Source organism: Marinococcus sp. LNHM3E3-2.2 (assembly GCF_056034385.1).
Genome location: NZ_JBQLIC010000002.1, coordinates 191,274 through 210,847, shown reverse-complemented (window position 1 = coordinate 210,847; position 19,574 = coordinate 191,274). Strand labels below are relative to the sequence as shown.

The 19,574-nt window shown below is 47.9% G+C and carries 18 protein-coding genes; 5 read left to right on the top strand and 13 right to left on the bottom strand.

Annotated features, from left to right (window positions below):
* Nucleotides 1-43: 43 nt before the first annotated feature.
* Nucleotides 44-1,048, bottom strand: a complete 1,005-nt coding sequence (gene pta, locus ACTRXF_RS03630) for a phosphate acetyltransferase (RefSeq protein ID WP_474277805.1) — start codon at nt 1,046-1,048, stop codon at nt 44-46.
* 363 nt (nt 1,049-1,411) lie between these two features.
* Between pta and hemQ the strand changes: the two genes are divergently transcribed.
* Nucleotides 1,412-2,161, top strand: coding sequence for a hydrogen peroxide-dependent heme synthase (hemQ, locus tag ACTRXF_RS03625; RefSeq protein ID WP_474277803.1), 750 nt, complete (start codon nt 1,412-1,414; stop codon nt 2,159-2,161).
* Between the two features lie 117 nt (nt 2,162-2,278).
* Here hemQ and ACTRXF_RS03620 read toward each other — a convergent pair whose 3' ends face one another.
* Nucleotides 2,279-3,883: a glutamate synthase-related protein gene (locus tag ACTRXF_RS03620; RefSeq protein WP_474277801.1), complete on the bottom strand. Its 1,605-nt coding sequence runs from the start codon at nt 3,881-3,883 to the stop codon at nt 2,279-2,281.
* A gap of 31 nt (nt 3,884-3,914) precedes the next feature.
* Nucleotides 3,915-5,186, bottom strand: coding sequence for a kynureninase (gene kynU / locus ACTRXF_RS03615; RefSeq protein WP_474277799.1), 1,272 nt, complete (start codon nt 5,184-5,186; stop codon nt 3,915-3,917).
* A 257-nt stretch (nt 5,187-5,443) separates the two neighbouring features.
* Here kynU and ACTRXF_RS03610 point away from each other — a divergent pair, with 257 nt between their 5' ends.
* Nucleotides 5,444-6,049, top strand: a complete 606-nt coding sequence (locus tag ACTRXF_RS03610; protein ID WP_079474554.1) for a trimeric intracellular cation channel family protein — start codon at nt 5,444-5,446, stop codon at nt 6,047-6,049.
* A gap of 124 nt (nt 6,050-6,173) precedes the next feature.
* Here the strand turns inward: ACTRXF_RS03610 and ACTRXF_RS03605 are convergent, their stop codons facing one another.
* From ACTRXF_RS03605 to ACTRXF_RS03595, 3 genes are read right to left on the bottom strand one after another with little or no spacing between them, the layout of a single operon-like run.
* Entirely contained in the window at nt 6,174-7,331 is a 1,158-nt protein-coding gene (locus ACTRXF_RS03605) for a cation:proton antiporter (protein WP_474261310.1), read from the bottom strand.
* Nucleotides 7,332-7,336: 5 nt separating this feature from the next.
* A complete protein-coding gene (locus tag ACTRXF_RS03600) occupies nt 7,337-7,834 on the bottom strand; it encodes a cation:proton antiporter regulatory subunit (RefSeq protein ID WP_474261309.1) in 498 nt (165 codons plus the stop codon).
* Nucleotides 7,835-7,861: 27 nt separating this feature from the next.
* Nucleotides 7,862-8,452 (bottom strand): NADPH-dependent FMN reductase, encoded by a 591-nt coding sequence (locus ACTRXF_RS03595; RefSeq protein WP_474277797.1) that lies wholly within the window; start codon nt 8,450-8,452, stop codon nt 7,862-7,864.
* Nucleotides 8,453-8,647: 195 nt separating this feature from the next.
* On the opposite strand from ACTRXF_RS03595, the gene ACTRXF_RS03590 reads away from it, so the two are divergent.
* From ACTRXF_RS03590 to adhP, 3 genes are all read left to right on the top strand, one after another.
* Nucleotides 8,648-9,946 carry an arsenic transporter gene (locus tag ACTRXF_RS03590; protein WP_474278109.1) on the top strand — a complete coding sequence of 433 codons (1,299 nt, stop codon included), beginning with the start codon at nt 8,648-8,650 and terminating at the stop codon, nt 9,944-9,946.
* 263 nt (nt 9,947-10,209) lie between these two features.
* On the top strand, nt 10,210-10,491 hold the full coding sequence (locus tag ACTRXF_RS03585) for an adhesin (protein ID WP_322525430.1): 282 nt from the start codon (nt 10,210-10,212) through the stop codon (nt 10,489-10,491).
* A 213-nt stretch (nt 10,492-10,704) separates the two neighbouring features.
* Entirely contained in the window at nt 10,705-11,721 is a 1,017-nt protein-coding gene (gene adhP, locus ACTRXF_RS03580) for an alcohol dehydrogenase AdhP (RefSeq protein WP_474277795.1), read from the top strand.
* Nucleotides 11,722-11,811: 90 nt separating this feature from the next.
* Here adhP and ACTRXF_RS03575 read toward each other — a convergent pair whose 3' ends face one another.
* The 7 genes from ACTRXF_RS03575 to ACTRXF_RS03545 form a co-directional block, all read right to left on the bottom strand.
* The gene (locus tag ACTRXF_RS03575) at nt 11,812-13,191 is read right to left on the bottom strand and encodes a sigma-54-dependent transcriptional regulator (RefSeq protein WP_474277793.1); all 1,380 of its coding nucleotides are present in this window, start codon (nt 13,189-13,191) and stop codon (nt 11,812-11,814) included.
* Nucleotides 13,172-14,851 carry an ATP-binding protein gene (locus ACTRXF_RS03570; protein ID WP_474277791.1) on the bottom strand — a complete coding sequence of 560 codons (1,680 nt, stop codon included), beginning with the start codon at nt 14,849-14,851 and terminating at the stop codon, nt 13,172-13,174. The genes ACTRXF_RS03575 and ACTRXF_RS03570 overlap by 20 nt, the downstream gene beginning before the upstream one ends.
* A 12-nt stretch (nt 14,852-14,863) precedes the next feature.
* Nucleotides 14,864-16,009 (bottom strand): iron-containing alcohol dehydrogenase, encoded by a 1,146-nt coding sequence (locus ACTRXF_RS03565; protein WP_474277789.1) that lies wholly within the window; start codon nt 16,007-16,009, stop codon nt 14,864-14,866.
* Nucleotides 16,010-16,185: 176 nt separating this feature from the next.
* On the bottom strand, nt 16,186-17,439 hold the full coding sequence (locus tag ACTRXF_RS03560; RefSeq protein WP_474277787.1) for an MFS transporter: 1,254 nt from the start codon (nt 17,437-17,439) through the stop codon (nt 16,186-16,188).
* A gap of 206 nt (nt 17,440-17,645) precedes the next feature.
* Nucleotides 17,646-18,452 carry a ZIP family metal transporter gene (locus tag ACTRXF_RS03555; RefSeq protein WP_474261300.1) on the bottom strand — a complete coding sequence of 269 codons (807 nt, stop codon included), beginning with the start codon at nt 18,450-18,452 and terminating at the stop codon, nt 17,646-17,648.
* Between the two features lie 138 nt (nt 18,453-18,590).
* Nucleotides 18,591-18,938, bottom strand: a complete 348-nt coding sequence (locus ACTRXF_RS03550) for a YflT domain-containing protein (RefSeq protein ID WP_474261299.1) — start codon at nt 18,936-18,938, stop codon at nt 18,591-18,593.
* A gap of 87 nt (nt 18,939-19,025) precedes the next feature.
* Nucleotides 19,026-19,478, bottom strand: coding sequence for a hypothetical protein (locus tag ACTRXF_RS03545; protein ID WP_474277785.1), 453 nt, complete (start codon nt 19,476-19,478; stop codon nt 19,026-19,028).
* Nucleotides 19,479-19,574: the final 96 nt, after the last annotated feature.

The window sequence follows — 19,574 nt, the reverse complement described above, 5'->3', positions numbered from 1 at the left end:
AAAAAAGGCCTTTCGGAGTTTTTATCCGAAAGGCCTTTTTCATTTATGATTTTTTATTGGCTACTGCTTCGCGTTCGGTGATGGCCTGCTTGGCCGTAATAAGGGAAAGCTTATACACATCGTCTATGCTGCACCCTCTCGATAGGTCATTCACCGGCTTGTTCAGGCCCTGAAGAATCGGGCCGATAGCATCATAGCCGCCGAGACGCTGGGCGATCTTATAGCCAAGGTTGCCGGACTCGAGACTTGGGAAAATAAATATATTTGCCTCGCCGCGAAGCGGGGAATCCGGTGCTTTCTTTTGAGCCACCGCCGGCACAAACGCAGCATCAAACTGGAATTCCCCGTCAATGACAAGATCCGGCCGGGTCTGCTGGGCGGTTTTTGTCGCTTCGGACACCTTCTGCGTTTCCATGGAAGCGGCCGAGCCTTTAGTAGAGAAGCTGAGCATCGCTACTTTTGGATCGATATCGAATGATTTTGCCGTTTCCGCGGTGGAAATCGCAATTTCCGCCAGCTCTTCAGCACTTGGAGATATATTAATGGCACAATCCGCGAACACGAATTTGTGATCCTCTTTCACCATAATAAATACGCCGGACGTTTTTTGAATACCCGGTTTTGTTTTAATAATTTGAAGCGCCGGACGCACGGTGTCACCGGTAGAGTGAGCTGCCCCGCTGACGAGCCCGTCTGCAAAATCCATATATACAAGCATTGTACCGAAATAATTGACGTCCTTTAGCTTTTCTTTTGCTGTCCGCTCTGTCTCTTTCCCTTTTCGTCGGGAGACAAATGCAGCTACAAGCTCGTCCATTTTTTCATACGTTTCCGGGTTGAAGACAGTAACGTTCTCAAGGGAGACGCCTAAATTCTGTGCCCTGGCCTCTATCTCCTGCTCGTCTCCAATAAGAATAGGGGTAAGCACATTTTCTTCCCCGAGACGTGAAGCTGCCTGGACGACGCGGTCATCGTCCCCTTCCGGCAGTACGATGGAAGGATGTTCTTTTTTCACCTGATCATAGATGGATGCGAAAAGATCGCTCAACAAAATTCCTCCTCAAAATATTGTAAACAAGTGTATATGGTGTTGGTTTCATTGTAGTAGTTCTTCAGATAATTAGCGAAGCTCCTGCGGAGAAGCATTCGTTTATTCATTATGAAAATACCTGCACAGTTTTCATACATTAGCATACTCCTTCTGTCAGAAAAAATAAACCGGGACGAATAAATTCAATGATTTGTAAATTTTCACACTTTTGTCCCCCCTCTTAATTCCTGATACAGAAGGGATGGCCGTTTTCAACTGCAATTATGCACGTGTCACAAATTGCTCAATCATATTCGTTTTGGACGCTTTCGTACTGTGGTATAGTGGGCAACGGAAGGTTTAGATGAAGGAGGAATCATGATGAGCGAAGCTTCTCAAACACTGGACGGCTGGTATTGCCTGCATGACTTCCGCCACTTTAACTGGCATGCATGGAAGCAGGTGCCAAGCGAAGAGCGCGACCAGATGGTTAACGAATTCCATCGTATGATTGAAGGATTTCAGCAGGTGGAAGAGGCTGAACAAGGCAGCCATGCTTTATACACGATTGTCGGTCAAAAAGCCGATTTTGTTATCATGGTGCTCCGTGAGACCATGAAAGAGATTCACGATATTGAGCTTGCTTTCAATAAATCCGGGCTGGCAGCTTACACGACCCCTGCCTACTCATACGTTTCCATCGTAGAGCTTGGAAACTATATGCCTCCGGAAGACGACAGCGATCCTCTCGATAACCCATGGATCCGTGGCCGTATTTACCCTATCCTGCCGAAATGGGAGCATTTCTGCTTCTATCCGATGGACAAAAAGCGGGAGGGCGAAGACAACTGGTATTCGCTTCCGATCGATAAACGCCGCGAATTAATGAAAGCACATGGCATGACCGGCCGGCAGTACGCCGGAAAAGTAAAACAGATTATTACCGGATCCACCGGCCTTGATGACTGGGAATGGGGAGTCACTTTATTTGCCCATGACGCCCTCCAGTTTAAAAAACTCGTGTACGAAATGCGTTTTGACGAAGTCTCTGCCCGCTACGGCGATTTTGGAGCCTTTTATGTCGGAAACATTCTCGAGCCCGAAAAAATCCAGGCATATTTTTCTGTATAATAGAACGAACCGCCAAAGTGAGCATACACTTTGGCGGTTTTTTATCTTTGAGCCCCCTGCAGAATCCGTATATTTCCCGGGAAATGTTTTCGCTCTCCGTGGCGGATTAAAATCTTCTCAAGCTTTGCTTTCAGTTCTTTCCATTTTTCTTTCTACAATGTCTTCGACGGAATACGTCCGGCCATCCATATCTTTATAAATAAGATTATTCCGGTTAAATTCCGTCGGCGAATGGAGGCCTGCCGCCACTGCTAAATTATGCATCCCTTCCCGCATCGAAATTATAAAATTAGTGACGCGGTAGGATTTTTCTTCAATATCAAGAGCCTCCTGCCGCTTCGGATCAGTCGTGGCCACCCCGACCGGGCACTCGTTGGTGTGGCAAACCTGGGCCATGATACAGCCGACGCTCACCATGAATCCTCTCGCCACATGGATCAAATCTGCGCCCAGGGCCAGTGCAGTGACCGCCTTATTCGGCGTTAAAAGCTTCCCGGAGGCAATGATGGTGATTTTGTCTCTAATTCCTGCTTCAAGCAGTGCTTCTTCAAGCATCGGCAGCGCTGAAAAAAGCGGGAGGGCTACACTGTCCGCCATTTCTTTGTAGGAAGCTCCCGTGCCGCCCTCGCTGCCGTCCAGTGTAATGAAGTCGGGGAGAACCTCTGAAGTCTTCAGCTCTTCTGCCAGCTTGGAAGCGTGCTGTCTTGAGCCAAGCGTAATTTTAATACCGACGGGTTTTTCGCTCAGCTGTCGCAGTTCTTCAAGAAAAGACATAAGCTTTTCGGTTGTTTCAATATCTTTAAACCGATTCGGGCTGTCTATCGTTTTCCATGGCTCCACGTTCCGCACAGCGGCAATTTTTTCGGTAACCTTAGCCCCGTCAACGTGTCCGCCCCGCTGCTTTGCTCCCTGAGCCAGCTTTATCTCTACAGCCTTCACCTGCTCATAAGCTGCCTGTTCCTGAAACAGCTGCCGATTAAAGCTGCCGGCACGGTCTCTTGCACCGAACAATCCCGGGCCGATCTGCCACATGATGTCCGCTCCGCCCTTAAGATGATAGTCTGACAGCCCGCCTTCCCCGGTATTCATCCAGGAGCCGGAAGCCCGGGCGTTTCCTATGGACAATGCTTCGATCGCCCGGTCTCCGAGCGACCCGTAGCTCATGCCTGACTGGCCGATGAGCCCCTTAACACGGAAGGGATGCTTGACCCCGCTATGTTTTCCAAGCGTCAGAATGTCCTGCTCATCCAGCAGAAACGGATCGAACGATTCCTCCACCCGGTGCTCCTGTCTCGTAAACAGCCGTTCGTTGTCAATTTCATATACTTTGGACGGGACTGCTTCCGCCCTCCGATCCCGGCGTACATCCTCTTCAAGCGTAGGATACATGTCGTTTACGATATAATAGCCATTCGTATTAAAGTCCTCTTTCGACCCGTAACCAAGCATGCGTGTTTTATATTTACCAGCCTTTACCGTAGAAATGAACTGCTCTCTTGAAAATGGTTTTCCTTCAAGATCGTTGTTAAATAAATACTGGCGAAACTCCGGACCTGTTTTTTCAATTAAATAACGCATTCTCCCGAGAACCGGGAAATTTTTTAAAATAGCGTGCTGCCTCTGCCGGCGGTCCTTAACGTACATCCAAAGCACCAGGCCTGCCGGCACTAAGACGATAAAAGCAATTAACAGACCCAAAAGAATAATAATAGCTGTTTCCATCTCCAAACGTCCTCCTTTCCTTTCACCTTTTTCAGGCGATCGTTCCACGTTCATTTGAAAACTGCAGGTATTCTTCATTATCTATGATTTTTTTCAGCGTCTCTACTGTCCTCCGGACTTCTTCATACGTATTGTACAACGCTACCGGCGCAATCCGGATGTAGGACGGTGCCCGGAAATCAGGCACGATGCCCTCAGCTTTCAATGCCTTGCAGATGCCGGCAGCGTATTCATGTTTAAAAAGCACATGTCCGCCTCTCAAAGCGGGGTCCCGCGGGCTTATCACCTTCAGGCCGCTGCCAATACCGGAATCAACCAGATCAATCATATAGCCGGTTAACCCCAGGGACTTTTCCCGAATTCGTTCGATTCCTGCTTCCCCGAACATTTCCAGAGACCCGATCAATGGAGCCATGCTCAGCACATGCGGGGTCCCGATTTCGTAGGCTCCGGCCGATTCTTCCGGCTCGAGGGTATGCTTCATATCAAACTGGACAGCTTTTTTTGAACTGAACCAGCCCGCAAGCCCCGGCGATCCCCCAAAATGCTTTTCATGAACGTACAGTCCTGCAACAGCTCCCGGTCCTCCGTTCAAATGCTTATAATTGCACCAAACGGCAAAATCGACGCCCCATGCGTGAAGCTCGTGCGGTACTGACCCGACCGAATGACAAAGATCGAGGCCGACCATAATGCCTCGGGCATGGGCTTCTTTAGTTAACCGCTCCATATCGAGCACCTGGCCGCTCCGGTACAATACGCCCGGAAGAAACAATAGAGCGGTATCGTCATTCATCCTATCAATAATATCATCCTCATCAAGCATCCCGTCCCGGCTCGGCGCCTGAACCAGCGCTTCTTTACCCAGACCGCGCAAATGAAGCTGGCTTTTTAATGCGTAAATATCGGTAGGAAAAGCCGCATCATCTGCGAGTATTTTGTATCGTTCAGCAGTAGGCTGATAAAAGGTAGCAAGCATCTGATGAATATTTACGGTCGTCGAACCGGTAACAATCACCTCTGTCTCTTTTGCCCCGAGTAGCGGAGCCGAAGTCTGGGCCAGTTTTTCCGACAGGTAATACCAGGGATGGCTTCCGTTTGTCCATCCCTCAATACCCAGATTCTTCCACATATCCATAATTTCCTTTACGCTTTTTTCCGCCCTCTCCGACAGCAGTCCGAGCGAGTTTCCATCTAAATAAATCGTCTCACCCATATAGAATTCCCGGCGGTATTTCCGGAGTACATCATCGTCATCCAGTTTTTTCGCATAAGCCTTTGTATGTAAGCTTTCTATATCCATAGGATCCCTTCTTTTTGCATAAATATTATTTTTAGTTCCCATTTTATATATGATTCCCCCGGCAAGTGAAACATTAACTGCTCTTTGCACCATACTAACAGAAATATTCCGCCGCTCTCTTTGGCACAGACACTGGGTTGCTATTTTTACAGTTACAGCTTATAATCATTCTCGGACTATAAATGTATACGCCGTCGCTGCCTTTCCGGCAGCGATTTTTATATGAAGACGTATCAACCGGAAAAAGGAGGAGCTGTATGACCTGGGATATGCTGACGGTGATAGGCACCATCGCTTTTTCCATCAGCGGGGCAATTGTCGCTATGGAGGAAGACCTTGATATATTTGGAGTATTGTTTTTAGGATTTATCACAGCGTTTGGAGGAGGAGCGATTCGAAACATTCTGATTGGGGTTCCAGTGTCGGAGCTTTGGAGCCAGGGTCTGTTTTTTCAGGTTTCCTTTTTCTCTATTCTGCTGTTTGTGCTGTTTCCAAATATTTTAATGAAGCACTGGCACAGCTGGGGGTCATTTTTTGATGCCATCGGCCTTGCTTCTTTTGCGATGCAGGGGGCCCTTTTTGCAGTGGAAATGGGCCATCCCCTCAGCGCTGTCATCGTGGCAGCGGTACTCACGGGCAGCGGCGGCGGACTGATCCGTGACGTGCTCGCCAACCGAAAACCGATGGTGCTTCACTCGGAGGTCTACGCCCTGTGGGCACTGGTCGGCGGCTTATTTATCGGTATGGGCTGGGTTACCGGCGGCTTTGGCCTGTTCCTGCTGTTCGTTCTGCTCGTTTCCGGCCGTGTATGCTCCTACCGCTTTCAATGGAAGCTTCCCCACCGAACGATTCCCTCCATGTAAATCCCTCCCGCCAGTCTCTGGCGGGTTTTTTGTGTTCAACATACCGTAGATATGAGTAAAAATGAAGCCTTCGTAAAATTATAAAAAAGACTGCTCTTCTATGAGCAGCCTTCAAAGCTTCGTCCTATACTGTTTTTTTATTTCTTTTCTTTCCGTAAATGCTTGTGGCAAGCTCAGGTGCTTTCTGGAACAAATATACTCCGGCGAGAGCCGAAAGAAGAATAAAAATACTGCTGAAGGTCCGCAGCGTGCCTGTAGCAAGTGCTGCAATGATAATGGAGAATTCCCCGCGCTGGGTTAAAGATAAGCCTGCACGCAGAGCTACCTTGGATGACAGACCGTACAGCTTCCCGCCTGCAAATCCGACAATTATTTTCGCAGCCACTGACCAGAAAAGCAGCACGAGAAGCATCGGAATCATCGGCACTCCTTCCCCAACCTCAATCGTTGTGCCGAAATAAACAAAAAACATTGGGAGAAGCAGATCCCGGAAGCGCACGACCAGGCCTTCGAGCACGTCGCTCCGTTTCACTTCAGCCAGAATAATGCCGGCCAGAAAAGCGCCCAGCACCTCGGATAAATCCAGGTACAAAGCAATACCGCCGTACGAAAGCGCAATACCAAACACGAAAAGAAGAAAAAAATCCTCATCCATATAGCGGTCCACAAATGAACGCAATTTTCGGAAAACAAATATTCCGAGCAGGATTGCTCCTGCCACCAATATAATAATTTGAACGAAGGTCCATCCGAGCGTGCCTATAGTAACTCCGCTGCCTACGGTCATGCTGACAAGCACCGCCACGAGGACCGGGGCAAATAAATCCTCAAAAATGAGGAGGCCGAGTATAAATTCAGACTCGGGGTTTGCCATCCGTTTAGAGTTTTCAAGCATTTTGGCTGTGATCGAAGAGCTTGTCGCGTAGGTGACTCCGCCTATGATTAGTGCTTCAAGCCATCCAAGCCCAAACGCCAGCGTAATACCTACGGTAACTCCGAAGCTGAGCACAATGTCCAGGACTCCGGCCCGGAAAACTTTTGTTGCGACATGCATGAGCTGCCGGACTGGAAATTCCATCCCCAGCATAAAAAAAAGCAGGACAATACCGATCTCACCGGCAAAATACAGCAGGTGAGAATCTGCCAGCCAGCTGCTGACGACAATTCCAATTAATAGATAGATGATGACATCAGGGAATCGCATTTTAAAGGACATCCATCCCCCGACAAAAAGTACGAGCAGCATCAATCCCGCAGCAAGCAAATCAGGCATCTCCGGCATAAGAATTATCCTTTCGCCTTACAAACTTCTTCAAAGCGCCCAATAATGTCTTTTTTTCCAACAACGAGCAGGGTATCCCCGGCCTGAATGATAAAATCATCCTCCGGCTTCGGAAGAATATCGTTATCCCTCATGATGCCGACAATAGAAACTCCTTCCGGTATTGATGTCTGGGCTTCTTCCACTGAACGCACATCCATCTTAGAGCCTTTTTTCACCTTGATCCAGTCGACAAGCATTTTCTTTCTTAACAGGCGAAAACGCTCAAAGCTTTCTTCATCCACGGGGTCCTCATGAACGCCAAGCAGGCGGGCGCCCAGTTCTCTCGCTTCATCAGATGTGAATATGGTTGAAAAAAGCGCTTCATCATCGTCCTCGTCTTCCACAAAATAAATTTCTCTCTTGCCGCTATGGTGTACGATCATGACCGTGGTAATACCGTCCCGGTTTTCAAACGCTATCCGTTTTCCTACCCCCGGCAGGTCATGTTCTCTGATTCTCATTTGTCATTCCTCCTGTGATTCTTTTCGTCATCCGTCAAAACGGTGCATCCAGCTATTAAACGCCTGCACGAACTTTTTTGCGTGCTGCGTGATTTTTTCATCCTCAAGCGTATCCAACTCTTTGTTCATTTTTCCTCTCACTCCTGCCACCAGCATTTTCGGCCCTGGCATTACATAGGCCTCAGCAGCTGTAAGTGTCTGCCGGACCTGATACTGGGATAAAGCCGTGCCGCCGCCCCCAGGAGTCGCTCCGGCAAGCGCAAAGGCACGGTGGGTCAGAGCGGAGTGCGCAGGCGGACTGGACGCCCAGTCCAGGGCGTTTTTTACAACGCCCGGCATCCCGTTATTGTATTCGGGGGTTACGATAATAACCCCGTCCGCACGCATCATTGCTCGTTTCAATTCTACAACAGATTCGGGGGTTCCTGCTTCTTCCACATCGGCATGGTAAAGCGGGATGTGATGCAAAAATGCTTCTTCGACCTCCCAGTGCTCCGGAAACTCAGCTTTCATTAAATCCAGCAGCTTCCGGTTATAGGATTCCTTCCGCAGACTCCCGCATATCACCGTTACATTCATCTGTTCCTCTGTCATAAGGTTCACCGCCTTTGCCTTCATCTTCTAGCCTCATTATACATTTTTTCTGCTCTTTTACCCTAGCAATCACACTTTTTTCTAAAAGTATTGAATCGTGCTTTGACTTCTATATATATTTATATTAGCATATGCTTATATAATAAATTCAGCAATTGCCTGATTAAATTTAGAAAGAAACGGATGCCGCATCGTTTTCGGCCCGGCCTGGAGGTATTTATGAACACCCTGCTCGCAGTTATTATTTTTCTTATCACGCTCGTATTGGTTATTTGGCAGCCGAAAAATTTAAATATTGGCTGGTCTGCCTGCGGAGGCGCTATTATCGCTCTTATCGCAGGCGTTGTCAGCTTTGGAGACGTCGAAACCGTTATTGGCATCGTATGGAATGCTACGCTCGCCTTTGTTGCTATTATCATTATCAGTCTGATTCTCGACAGAATTGGTTTTTTTGAATGGGCTGCTCTACACATGGCAAAAATCGCCGGAGGAAGCGGCCTGCGGATGTTTATTTACATAATTCTGCTCGGAGCCGTCGTTGCTGCGCTTTTTGCCAATGACGGTGCTGCCCTTATACTGACGCCTATCGTTCTCGCGATGGTAAGAGCGCTTGAATTTAAGGAACGTATGATTCTTCCGTTCATTATGGCCAGTGGTTTTATCGCTGACACAGCTTCCCTGCCCCTGATTATCAGCAACCTCGTAAACATCGTTTCTGCCGACTTTTTCGGTATCGGCTTTGTTGAATACGCGACCCGGATGATTGTTCCAAACTTTTTCTCTATCGGGGCGAGCCTTCTTGTCCTCTACCTTTTTTTCCGGAAGGATCTTCCCGGAAAGTATGACGTCACAAAAGTAAAAAATCCGAAGGACGCGATCCAGGACATAAAAATGTTCCGGCTCTCATGGGTGGTGCTTGCGGTGCTGCTTGTCGGGTACTTCGTCAGCGAATTCGTAGCAGTTCCCGTCTCCGTCATAGCCGGTATCGTGGCGTTATTCTTCCTGCTGATGGCCCGCCGCAGTCCGGCTGTTGAAACAGGCAAAGTATTAAAGGGAGCGCCGTGGGATATCGTTTTCTTTTCAGTGGGAATGTACGTCGTCGTTTACGGCCTTCAGAACGCCGGGCTTACCGAGCAGCTGGCAGTTGTGATACAGGCAGCTGCTGATGAGGGTTTATTTGTCGGAACACTTTCGATGGGCTTCATCGCCGCTCTCTTATCTTCTGTCATGAATAACATGCCGACAGTGATGATTGATGCTTTGGCTATTTCAGAAACAGCTACTTCCGGAGCTGTACGTGAAGGCCTTATTTACGCCAATGTGATCGGCAGCGACCTGGGGCCGAAAATCACTCCGATCGGCTCTCTCGCTACCCTGCTGTGGCTTCATGTGCTGCGTCAGTTCGGCTTTCATATTTCCTGGGCTTATTACTTCAAAGTCGGTATCATTCTGACCATTCCAACGCTTTTTATTACTCTTGTCGGCCTCTATGTATGGCTGTTAATCATTGGCGGCTGACCGGAAACAGCCGGTCATTTCCCGGGAAATATGACACCTTCTGCGCTCGAAATATGAATACCTGACAGGCTTACTGAATGAATTAGTTGAATAACAGCAATATTGTTGTTACCCTTGGCAGAGTTGCAAATGATAATTATCCAGCGCCCGGCTCCGGCAGTTTAAACTTACGGAGAGCAGGGAATGTATTCAGCAGTTTGCAGGCATAGAAAAAAAGGTATAGATATATTCTATACAGGTTTAAAAATTAAGGAGGCTCACTCTTGGAAATTACAAACGGTGCTAAAGCAGTACTAGAACCGCTGATGGAAGAAAACAACATGGACCACCTTCGCGTGGCAGTCGAAGAAATGGAAGAATCCTCTCAAATCGGTCTTGTTCTTCAAGATCCACAGGAGAGCGATCAGGTGCTTGAAGCAAACGGCATTAAAGTAGCAGTGGATAACCGCGTTACAGACTTAATGCAGGACGTTACGCTCGACACCCAGGAAAATGAAGACGGCGAAACACAGCTCGTCATGGCCGGTCTTCCTGAAGCTGAATAACAAGCGCCCCAAAAACAGTTCTGCTTAAACAGCAGAGCTGTTTTTTTGTTTTCGGAGCCTTTTTTTGTCGCATTGAGCCGAAATTTCGGCTTACTTCATTAATTATTTATAACCTGGACCGCTTGTACCAGTTGTTGACTGCGCTTTCAATGTTGGCACGTTCCTTGCATATACATAGAGTGCATCCTGCAAAATTATAAGGAGGGTTCATTCATGAAAGCAGCAGTAGTTAATGAATTTCATCAAAAACTGGAGATTAAAGATATTCCGGTGCCTGAACTTGATTACGGAGAAGTGCTTGTCAAAATTCATTCATGCGGTGTCTGTCATACCGATTTGCATGCAGCTCACGGCGACTGGCCGGTTAAACCAAAGCTGCCTCTCGTGCCGGGACACGAGGGTGTAGGTACAGTGGAAAAGGTTGCAGATGGCGTCAAATCCATCAAAATCGGCGATCGCGTCGGCATTCCGTGGCTTTACTCTGCCTGCGGTGAATGCGAATTCTGTCTTTCGGGAAGAGAAACACTCTGCCAGCAGCAGCTGAATGCCGGTTATTCCGTAGACGGAGCCTACGCGGAATACTGTAAAGCTCCCGCCCACTATGTAACAAAAATTCCGGACAGCCTGGACTTTGATACAGTGGCTCCACTTTTCTGCGCTGGGGTGACAACGTACAAAGCGCTCAAGGTCTCTGAAGCCAAACCGGGTGACTGGGTAGCCATCTTTGGCATCGGCGGACTCGGGCACGTTGCCGTACAATACGCGAAAGCCATGGCCTTAAACGTTGTAGCTGTCGACATACGCGACGACAAGCTGGAGCTCGCAAAGGAAATGGGAGCAGACATGACCATTAATAGTATGAACGAGGATCCCGGCAGGATACTGATGGAAAAATTAAACGGAGTAGAAGCCGCTATCAGCGTAGCTGTCAGTCCAAAAGCGTTTGAACAGGCGTACTCGACGGTCAAACGGGGAGGAAATTTAGTCATTGTAGGCCTTCCAGTCGGGGACCTTCCAATTCCTATTTTTGACACAGTCTTAAACGCCGTGAACGTTAAAGGCTCCATTGTCGGTACACGCAAAGACCTCCAGGAGTGTCTCGAGCTCGCGGCTAACGGCAGGATCCGCCCGATTATTGAAACGAAGGAAATGGATGATATTAACGACGTATTTGATTCAATGGAAAAAGGCGATATCAACGGCAGGATTGTACTCAAAATTCAGGACTAGATTACCGGTAAAGTTACGAAACGCTTACACAAAGTAAAACCCGGACGGGCTCCTCTTCCCGCCGGGTTTTGCTGATTTTTCTTCCCGAATTTATTCATTCAGCCAGTAGCGCAGCTTTCTGGTATTCACTCCGAGCATTTCTGCTGCCTCCCGGCGGTTTCCACGGGTGAGCATTAAAGCGTGGTCAATAATATCCTGAATACTTTTCTTTTCTTCACTCCGTAGATCTTCAACAGTGCTTTCAAGCGACAAATAGTTAGTCTCTTCGAGCTCCTGCTTTTTCTGTCTGAGCCAGTCCCCTGATACAATCCGGTTCCTGGCAGCAGTTTTCCGGCTTGAGGGCCTCATGTTTAAATGACGGCGTTCAATCCTTCCGTCTGATTCTGCGGCCGCCCGGATCAGTACGTTTGTAAGCTCCCGGATATTGCCCGGCCAGTGGTGAGCCTGTAACGCCTCCAAAGCTTCCAGACTGATCACTGTGTTTGCCGGAGCTTCTTTGCGGAGAATCGACTGGGCCACCGCAGGGATATCTTCCTTTCGTTCCCGCAGAGGCGGAATAGTCAGCCGGACGACCTCGAGGCGGTACAGCAGGTCTTCACGAAATTCTCCTGCCTCTGCAGCAAGATGCAGGTCCTGGTTTGTGGCAGCAATGATACGGGCTTTTGTTTTAATCGGGCGTTCACCACCCACCCGGTAAAGCTCTCTCGTTTCGATTACCCGCAGCAGCTTCACCTGCGTCGAGAGTGATGCTTCTCCAATTTCATCAAGTAAGAGCGTCCCTTCCGAGGCCAGTTCAAAATAACCCTTCCGTGTTTTATTTGCCCCGGTAAAGGCTCCTGCTTCATGACCGAACAACTCACTTTCGAGCATCTGCTCCGGCAGTGCCCCGCAGTTCACACCGAGAAATAAGCGCTCTCCCGACCCGGCAAGCTCATGAATAAAGCGGGCGGCTACCTCTTTTCCTGTGCCCGTTTCTCCGTCTATTAAGATTGTTAGAAGCTTTGGCGCAAAGCGCACAGCCAGCCGCACCACTTCTTTCATTGCTTCGCTTTCTCCGGTTATCAAGCCGCTTCTTGCGGCTGCCTGTTCAATTTGTCCTGACACTTCCGGGTCTGACTCCGGCTGCTTTATTTTCTCTTCAATAATGCTGATATCTTCAAATGGCTTTTCAATATAGTCCTCCGCCCCCAGCTTAACTGCTTCCACAGCTGTATCAATTGTGCTGTATCCTGTCATAACAATACAGCGGCACGAGGGCTGCGCCTGCTTCAAGTCTGCAAGCAGCTTCAATCCGTTCGTGTCAGGCAGCTTTAAGTCGATAAATGCCAGTTCATACAAATGGTTCTGGCCGCGAAGACGTTCATATTCCTTCCCGTCATGGGCAAGATCAATATGATGACCCTGTTCTACAAGCAGATAACGAAAAAACGTGCCTATATCATAGTCATCATCAATGACTAATATCTTCATACTTATCGCCTCCTCCATGAACTGGCAGCTTCAATTGAAAGGTACTTCCTTTTCCCTCTTCGCTTGTAAACGTCAGCCGCCCCCCATTTTTCTCTGCAATATCCTTACTTACCGACAGACCCAGGCCGGTCCCGTTCTGCTTTCTTTTCGTAGTGAAAAAAGGTTCAAACACTGACGGCTTCTGACTCTGGGCGATTCCGCATCCATTGTCTTTCACCTCAAGCACAACGCTTGAATGAATAACACTGGTTTTAATTTGGATCTTTTTATCCGTCTCTGCGCTGTCCTTTAACGCATCTTTTGCGTTCAGAAGCAGGTTGATAACCACCTGACCGACCTGATGAGGTCCTGCCTGGACAAATGGCAGAGCGGGCGTATAATGCTTTTCAATCAGGATATTCTCTTTTTCGATCTGAAAGCCAATCAGACTCAGTACATCTTCAACTGCTTCATTAATATCGCACTCCGTACTTTCTTCTTTTTCCGGACGGGAGAAAGAAAGCAGATTTTGCACGATCGTCCGGCAGCGGCGGCCCCCTCTTTCAATCGCCGCCGCAAGCTCCTTCGAAGGCCCTTCCTCTGGCAGACTCCGCTGCAGTATCTGGGTGTTGCCGATCACCGCGGTCAACGGACTGTTTAACTCATGAGCTACTCCGGCTGCCATTTCCCCTATCGCCGCGAGCTTTCCGGAATGCTGAAGCTGGGCTTCGGTTTTGATACGCGTCGTGACATCCTTAATATAAATAAGCAGTCCTTTCATTATCCCCTCTCCGTTCCGGACCGGATATGTCTGAATGTCGCAAACACTGCCATTTTTTAATGTCATCTGATAGTTTTTCATCGAGTCGCCGCGGTAACTCTCTTCAATTGGACAGAACTCTTTCGTATCATGAAAAAGCAGGTCATGACAGCGGCGGCCGGCCACCGCCTCGGGGGGTTCGCCAAAAAAGGAGTGGGAAGCCTGATTACAGCGGACGATCCGGTGATCGTTATCGGTTAATATCAGTAGGTCCGCTACAGCCTGAAAGGTTTCCTCCCATTCCTTTTTGCCCTGATACACCTCCTGGTACAGTCTCGCGTTCTCCATCATAACGGCGATATGGTCCGAAAGCTGTCGGAAGAAGCTGATATCAGACTGGTCACACTCGATCCGTTCAGCCGCAGCAAAGGTAAGAACGCCGATGGTCGATGCTTTAATCCGAAGCGGTATGACACACACATAGTAAAAATTCAAAGCCGAAAGCGTCTGCTCCTCCACAAACGCATACGCATCAGCAGGCTCCCATTCGTGAAAAACAATCATATTCTGTTCGATTGCTTTCCAGTACAACGACTCTTTTTTCGGAAGGTGCATACCTACTGCAGAGTCCTCTGCATAGAGAGGATAGACACTTTTTAATGACATGGCCCCATGCTCGATTAGCGATAAGCTTACCCGGTCGATCGGATACAGTTCGTAAATGGTTTCAAGAATATGCTGCAGTGCCGTCTCCATCGTTCCTGTAACCTGAAACCCCTTTGCTACTTCGCTCAAAATTTCAAGCTTACGATTCTTTTTTTCAAGTTCCGCAATTGTTGCTTTCAAGTCTGTATAATAGCTTTTTTTCGAGGCGCGGACCCCGGTTAATTTTTCAATCACCATCTCTTTTTCTGTGAACATACCGACGCTCCTTTATTCGTAAGCCTTTTTGAACAGCATTTCGATATCCTTCAAAGCTACGTCCCGTGGGTTGGTGATCATGCATGCGTCATCAAGGGCTATGCGGGCCATGCTTTCAAAGTCAGGGTCTCTCAGACCGACAGAGCGCAGTGTCTTGGGAGCACCGATGTCATCTGCAAGAGCCCGGACTGCCTGAATGCCGTATCTGGCACGGACCATTTCCCCGGCATCCGCAGAAGCACCGAAAATATCACCGATAGCAGCGAATCGGGGAGGTGAAGCAATTAGATTAAATTCCATGACATGCGGAAGCAAAATGCTGTTAATCTCTCCGTGCGGAAGAGCATAGCGTCCGCCAATCGCGTGGGACATCGCATGTACTGCACCTAAAATGGCATTGGAAAACGCAAGTCCCGCCTGCATGCTTGCCATCGCCATCGCACGCTTGGCTTCCACATTTGTATGTGATGCCACCGACGGCCGCAGAAATTCAGCAGCCAGCTTCATCGCATTTACCGCATGCACATCCGTCAGCGGCGTCGCTGCCGCACTTACATACGCTTCTATGCCATGGGTAATTGCATCAAGTCCGGTAGCTGCTGTAAGCAAATGATCTTTGGTCATCAAGACAAACGGATCGACAATCGCAATATCGGGCACGAGCGATTTAGAAACGATCGTCATCTTCTTTTTCCGCACCGGATCAACAATAATCGAAAATTGGGAGACCTCGGATCCCGACCCCGCCGTTGTCGGCACCATAATGACTGGTGGAAGTGGACTATGGATGTGGTCTACGCCTTCGTAATCTTCGATTTTTCCGCCATTGCTCACAATGACAGCCACCGCTTTAGCCACATCCAGCGCACTTCCTCCCCCAATGCCAAGTACAGCGTCACACCGGGCTTTATGATAGGATTCCACACCTTCTACTACCTGAGCTGTGTCAGGGTTGGTACTAATATTTGAAAAAAGGTGATACTCAAGGCCGGAAGCTTGTATACTTTCCACAGCCTGGACCGTCCAGCCGGCTTCTTTGACGCCCGGATCACTTACTGCGAGTACACGCTGCGCTCCCAGACGCAGAAAGCTCTCACCTACCTGATGAATCGAATGATCTCCGAAAATAATTTCGGGAGCCATAAATTTTGAAATCATATCCTCACCACCATATTCAGCTGGAAATTTTTCATGCTATTGAAAACGTTTACTTAATATGTATTTATTATCTCTTACCCTTGTTTAATGTGCAAAGACTTCCTGATCCTGTTTTGATGCAAAAAATCCGCGGATTTATAGGTCCGCGGAACAAGGGTATATTAGTAATAAAGCTGTCAGGAGGGCTTCGGAGACAAAAGAGCAAAAACCAAAGCTGTCGCCGGCAAAAGCATCATAAGCCATAAGATTGCCGTATAATTATTAAACCAGTCATAAAAAATACCAAATGGCAGCGGACCAAGAGCGGAGCCAATAACCATTACCGTCTGGGCAATGCTTTTAATACTCCCTAAATGCCTGGGGCCGAAATAATTGGGCCACACAATGCTTAACACAATACGTTCAAAGCCGTGGGCTACCCCCCACAGCACTCCAAAAATGATAGCTCCTGTCCAGGAATTTATAGTTAAAAGCACCAAAAGTGAAACAATATGTACCCCAAACGTCATCGCAAGCACATAATGCACAGCAATGCGGTCCACCAAATACCCTACAGCAAATGTTACCGGGAAACCGATAAAAGCCATCAAGGAAAGAATTAATGCCGCAAGCGAAATCGAAAGACCCTTTCCTTCTACGATAGATACTAAGTGGAAGGTAACACCTGTGTTTACAATTGCCGGCACGCTGACACAAAAAAGAATAAGCCAGAAGGCTCTGGTTCTGCGCGCTTCCTGAAGGGTCCAGCTTTTTTCCTGCATGCCTGTTCGCTGGCCCCGGACCTCCTCATGAGACGCTGGTCCTCTGCCATCGGGCTCCTGGCCAATATCCTGCGGCTGGTTCCGCACCACTAAGAAAGCCAGCGGCACAAAAACAAAAAGTAACAGTCCACCCCAAATTAACCATGTGTCCCGCCAGCCGACCATTTGGATCAGCCATGTGTTCAACGGGGGCAGGGCAGCGGCACCGACAAAACCGCCAATCGCCATGACACTTAAGGCCCGGCCGCGCTTCTGCACAAACCATTGCGGCACAAGCGTATTAGGAACCAGGGTCAGCGATCCCTGGCCAAATAATCGAATAGCAAAAAAGCCGATAAACATCATTACAGCACCTGTCAAAAAGGCATTCCAAATACAGGCGAGAGCCAAAAGAACTCCTGCAGCCCCCATTACCAGACGCTGGCCCAGACGATCGATTGCACGGCCGACGAAAAAAAGAGTAATACCGGCAGCCAGAGTACCAACCGAATAAATACCAGAGACAAAGGAACGTGAATACGAAAAATCCTGAATGTAATAATCAATAAAAATAGAAATCGAATACGTTTGGCCCGGTCCGGAAAAAAACATACTTAACGCGGATAAAGCCACAATCGCCCATCCATAAAAAATGGGACCCGACCCGTTTTTCGGTTTATCAGCCCGCATGTCGAAGCTCCTTTTCAGCATTTTCTCCAGAAACTATAAATAAATTCAGCTTCCTGGTCCGTTTGTTCATCTATGCTACTTTATCACAAAAGGGAGCATGGATTTTATCCTTAATTCATTAAAAAACGGCCTTCCAGATAAAAAATCCTTAATTTCAGCAAAAAAAGCTGAAGCAGAAAAAGCTTTCTCTGCTTCAGCCGCCCCTTTTACCCTAAAGCTACATCCAGTATCATCATGACGCTGAAGCCAATCATCAGGCTGAAGGTAGCGAGCCGTACGTTGCCCTTTTCCTGGGAACCGGGGATGACCTCCTTGGCAACGACGAATATCATCGCTCCTGCTGCAAAACTGAGAGCAAACGGAAGCAGCGGCTGGATGATGATAACTGCAGCAGCACCAATTACTGCAGCCACCGGCTCTACAAAACCGGACAGCTGCCCGTAAAAAAAGCTTTTCTTTTTCGACACTCCGTCCCGGCGAAGCGGCATCGATACTGCAGTTCCCTCCGGAAAGTTTTGAATGCCGATGCCAAGCGCAAGCGCTACTGCTCCGGCGAGCGTAGAGCTGCTGAATTCCGAAGCCAGCGCCCCGAACGCTACCCCTACAGCTAGTCCCTCCGGAATATTGTGCAGAGTAATCGAAAAAACAAGCATTGTGGTCCGGTGCTTGGCATACTTGTCTTTTATTTCCGTGAAATATGTGTCTTCATCCATCATGGGGATGACCCTGTCGAGCAATAACAGAAAAACACCCCCAAGTAAAAAACCAATAACAGCTGGAATATAAGGTATTTGGCCTTGTTCCTCCGCCATATCAATGCCGGGAGAAAGAAGCGACCAAAAGCTCGCAGCAATCATGACCCCGCCGGCAAATGCAAGCATACTATCCATCAGCTTCTGATTATTTCTGTTCGTAAAAAACACAACCGCAGCGCCTGCTGCAGTCATACCCCAGGTAAACAAAGAGCCAATCAGCGCCTGCAGTGTAGGATGCAGCTCCGCAAACCACTCCATAATATAATCTCCTTTTCACTCTATTAAAAAAGTTTCCCTAAGGAAAGTCTAAAGTTATTCTATTCCTTGTTGTAAAAGTTTGTCAATCGACAAACGTAAAGCCGCCTCCATCTGGAGAGCGGCTTTATTCTTTCACTGTTAAATAATCGTGTTGACCCCTTCAGTGTCTGTCACAATGAGAAGGATCTTTCCTTCATCGAGTTCATCCTCGTACTCATGAGCTTCTTCCTGGGATAACCCAATTTCCTGCAGCTTGTTTCGGAGTTCATCGCCTTTTTTGCTGAACATATTTCCTACTGCATTTTTTATTCCTTCTTCTTTCATGCCGACAGTGTTGGCATTCGCATTCTCCGCGATACGGCCGGTGCGGTCGTTATCGTGGGTCATAACGTACACGTTACTTTTATCAATGCCCTTCTCAGCTAAACGCTGAACGTCCTGCTGCAGAGCCTCGTCATTAGTGTATTCTCTCACGAATGGTTTCATAAGAACCTCCCTTTAATGTTTACTGCTATTCTAATAAACAATTCTGACTCTGTTTAAACCATTTCCCGGCAAACTCCCTCTTTTCACCTAGAGAGCGTGGGGGTCTATGTAGTCCAGAAACTTCGTTTCAAATAAATGTACATTATAGTTCACCAGGCCTACGACCGTTTTCGTAATAAAAGAATCCTCGTTTTCTTCTCCCGGCTCGTACGTGGATTTAATAATTCCGTACTCTTTAAACGTTTCATTGTGAATTGTTTTTAAATCTTCTCTCGTCTTTTCCAGATCCTTCACGGTGTAAGTAACCTGCGACCCTGCCTCACAGCAGTCCGGAAACCGTCCACGAAGTAATTCTGCCGAGCGTTCCATAATGTTTAAAATAATCGCTGATTTATGCTTTTGAGATTCCATCGTTTCAGGCTGAAGCTTTTCAATATCCTTCATGTGATATTTTTCCTGAATGATAATATCATCCAGAAAAAGAATAATTGCATGGATCTTGTCTGAGATAAATACTACTTCACGGTCCTCTCCCTGCATTGCGAAACCACCTTTATTAATTTTTAGTTTAACCTATGCCGATCGCCCTAAAATCTATACCCCTTTTATCCTGTAATCATCCGGTAAATTTAAAAA

Excerpts from the sequence above, each read along its gene's own strand:
- ACTRXF_RS03610 (WP_079474554.1), top strand. The coding sequence starts at position 5,444 with ATGACCTGGGATATGCTGACGGTGATAGGCACCATCGCTTTTTCCATC.
- kynU (WP_474277799.1), bottom strand. The coding sequence starts at position 5,186 with ATGGATATAGAAAGCTTACATACAAAGGCTTATGCGAAAAAACTGGAT.
- ACTRXF_RS03555 (WP_474261300.1), bottom strand. The coding sequence starts at position 18,452 with ATGGAGTGGTTTGCGGAGCTGCATCCTACACTGCAGGCGCTGATTGGC.
- ACTRXF_RS03560 (WP_474277787.1), bottom strand. The coding sequence starts at position 17,439 with ATGCGGGCTGATAAACCGAAAAACGGGTCGGGTCCCATTTTTTATGGA.
- ACTRXF_RS03590 (WP_474278109.1), top strand. The coding sequence starts at position 8,648 with ATGAACACCCTGCTCGCAGTTATTATTTTTCTTATCACGCTCGTATTG.
- ACTRXF_RS03570 (WP_474277791.1), bottom strand. The coding sequence starts at position 14,851 with ATGTTCACAGAAAAAGAGATGGTGATTGAAAAATTAACCGGGGTCCGC.
- ACTRXF_RS03600 (WP_474261309.1), bottom strand. The coding sequence starts at position 7,834 with ATGAGAATCAGAGAACATGACCTGCCGGGGGTAGGAAAACGGATAGCG.
- ACTRXF_RS03605 (WP_474261310.1), bottom strand. The coding sequence starts at position 7,331 with ATGCCGGAGATGCCTGATTTGCTTGCTGCGGGATTGATGCTGCTCGTA.
- adhP (WP_474277795.1), top strand. The coding sequence starts at position 10,705 with ATGAAAGCAGCAGTAGTTAATGAATTTCATCAAAAACTGGAGATTAAA.
- ACTRXF_RS03595 (WP_474277797.1), bottom strand. The coding sequence starts at position 8,452 with ATGAAGGCAAAGGCGGTGAACCTTATGACAGAGGAACAGATGAATGTA.
- ACTRXF_RS03550 (WP_474261299.1), bottom strand. The coding sequence starts at position 18,938 with ATGAAACCATTCGTGAGAGAATACACTAATGACGAGGCTCTGCAGCAG.
- ACTRXF_RS03620 (WP_474277801.1), bottom strand. The coding sequence starts at position 3,883 with ATGGAAACAGCTATTATTATTCTTTTGGGTCTGTTAATTGCTTTTATC.
- ACTRXF_RS03545 (WP_474277785.1), bottom strand. The coding sequence starts at position 19,478 with ATGCAGGGAGAGGACCGTGAAGTAGTATTTATCTCAGACAAGATCCAT.
- hemQ (WP_474277803.1), top strand. The coding sequence starts at position 1,412 with ATGAGCGAAGCTTCTCAAACACTGGACGGCTGGTATTGCCTGCATGAC.
- ACTRXF_RS03575 (WP_474277793.1), bottom strand. The coding sequence starts at position 13,191 with ATGAAGATATTAGTCATTGATGATGACTATGATATAGGCACGTTTTTT.
- ACTRXF_RS03565 (WP_474277789.1), bottom strand. The coding sequence starts at position 16,009 with ATGATTTCAAAATTTATGGCTCCCGAAATTATTTTCGGAGATCATTCG.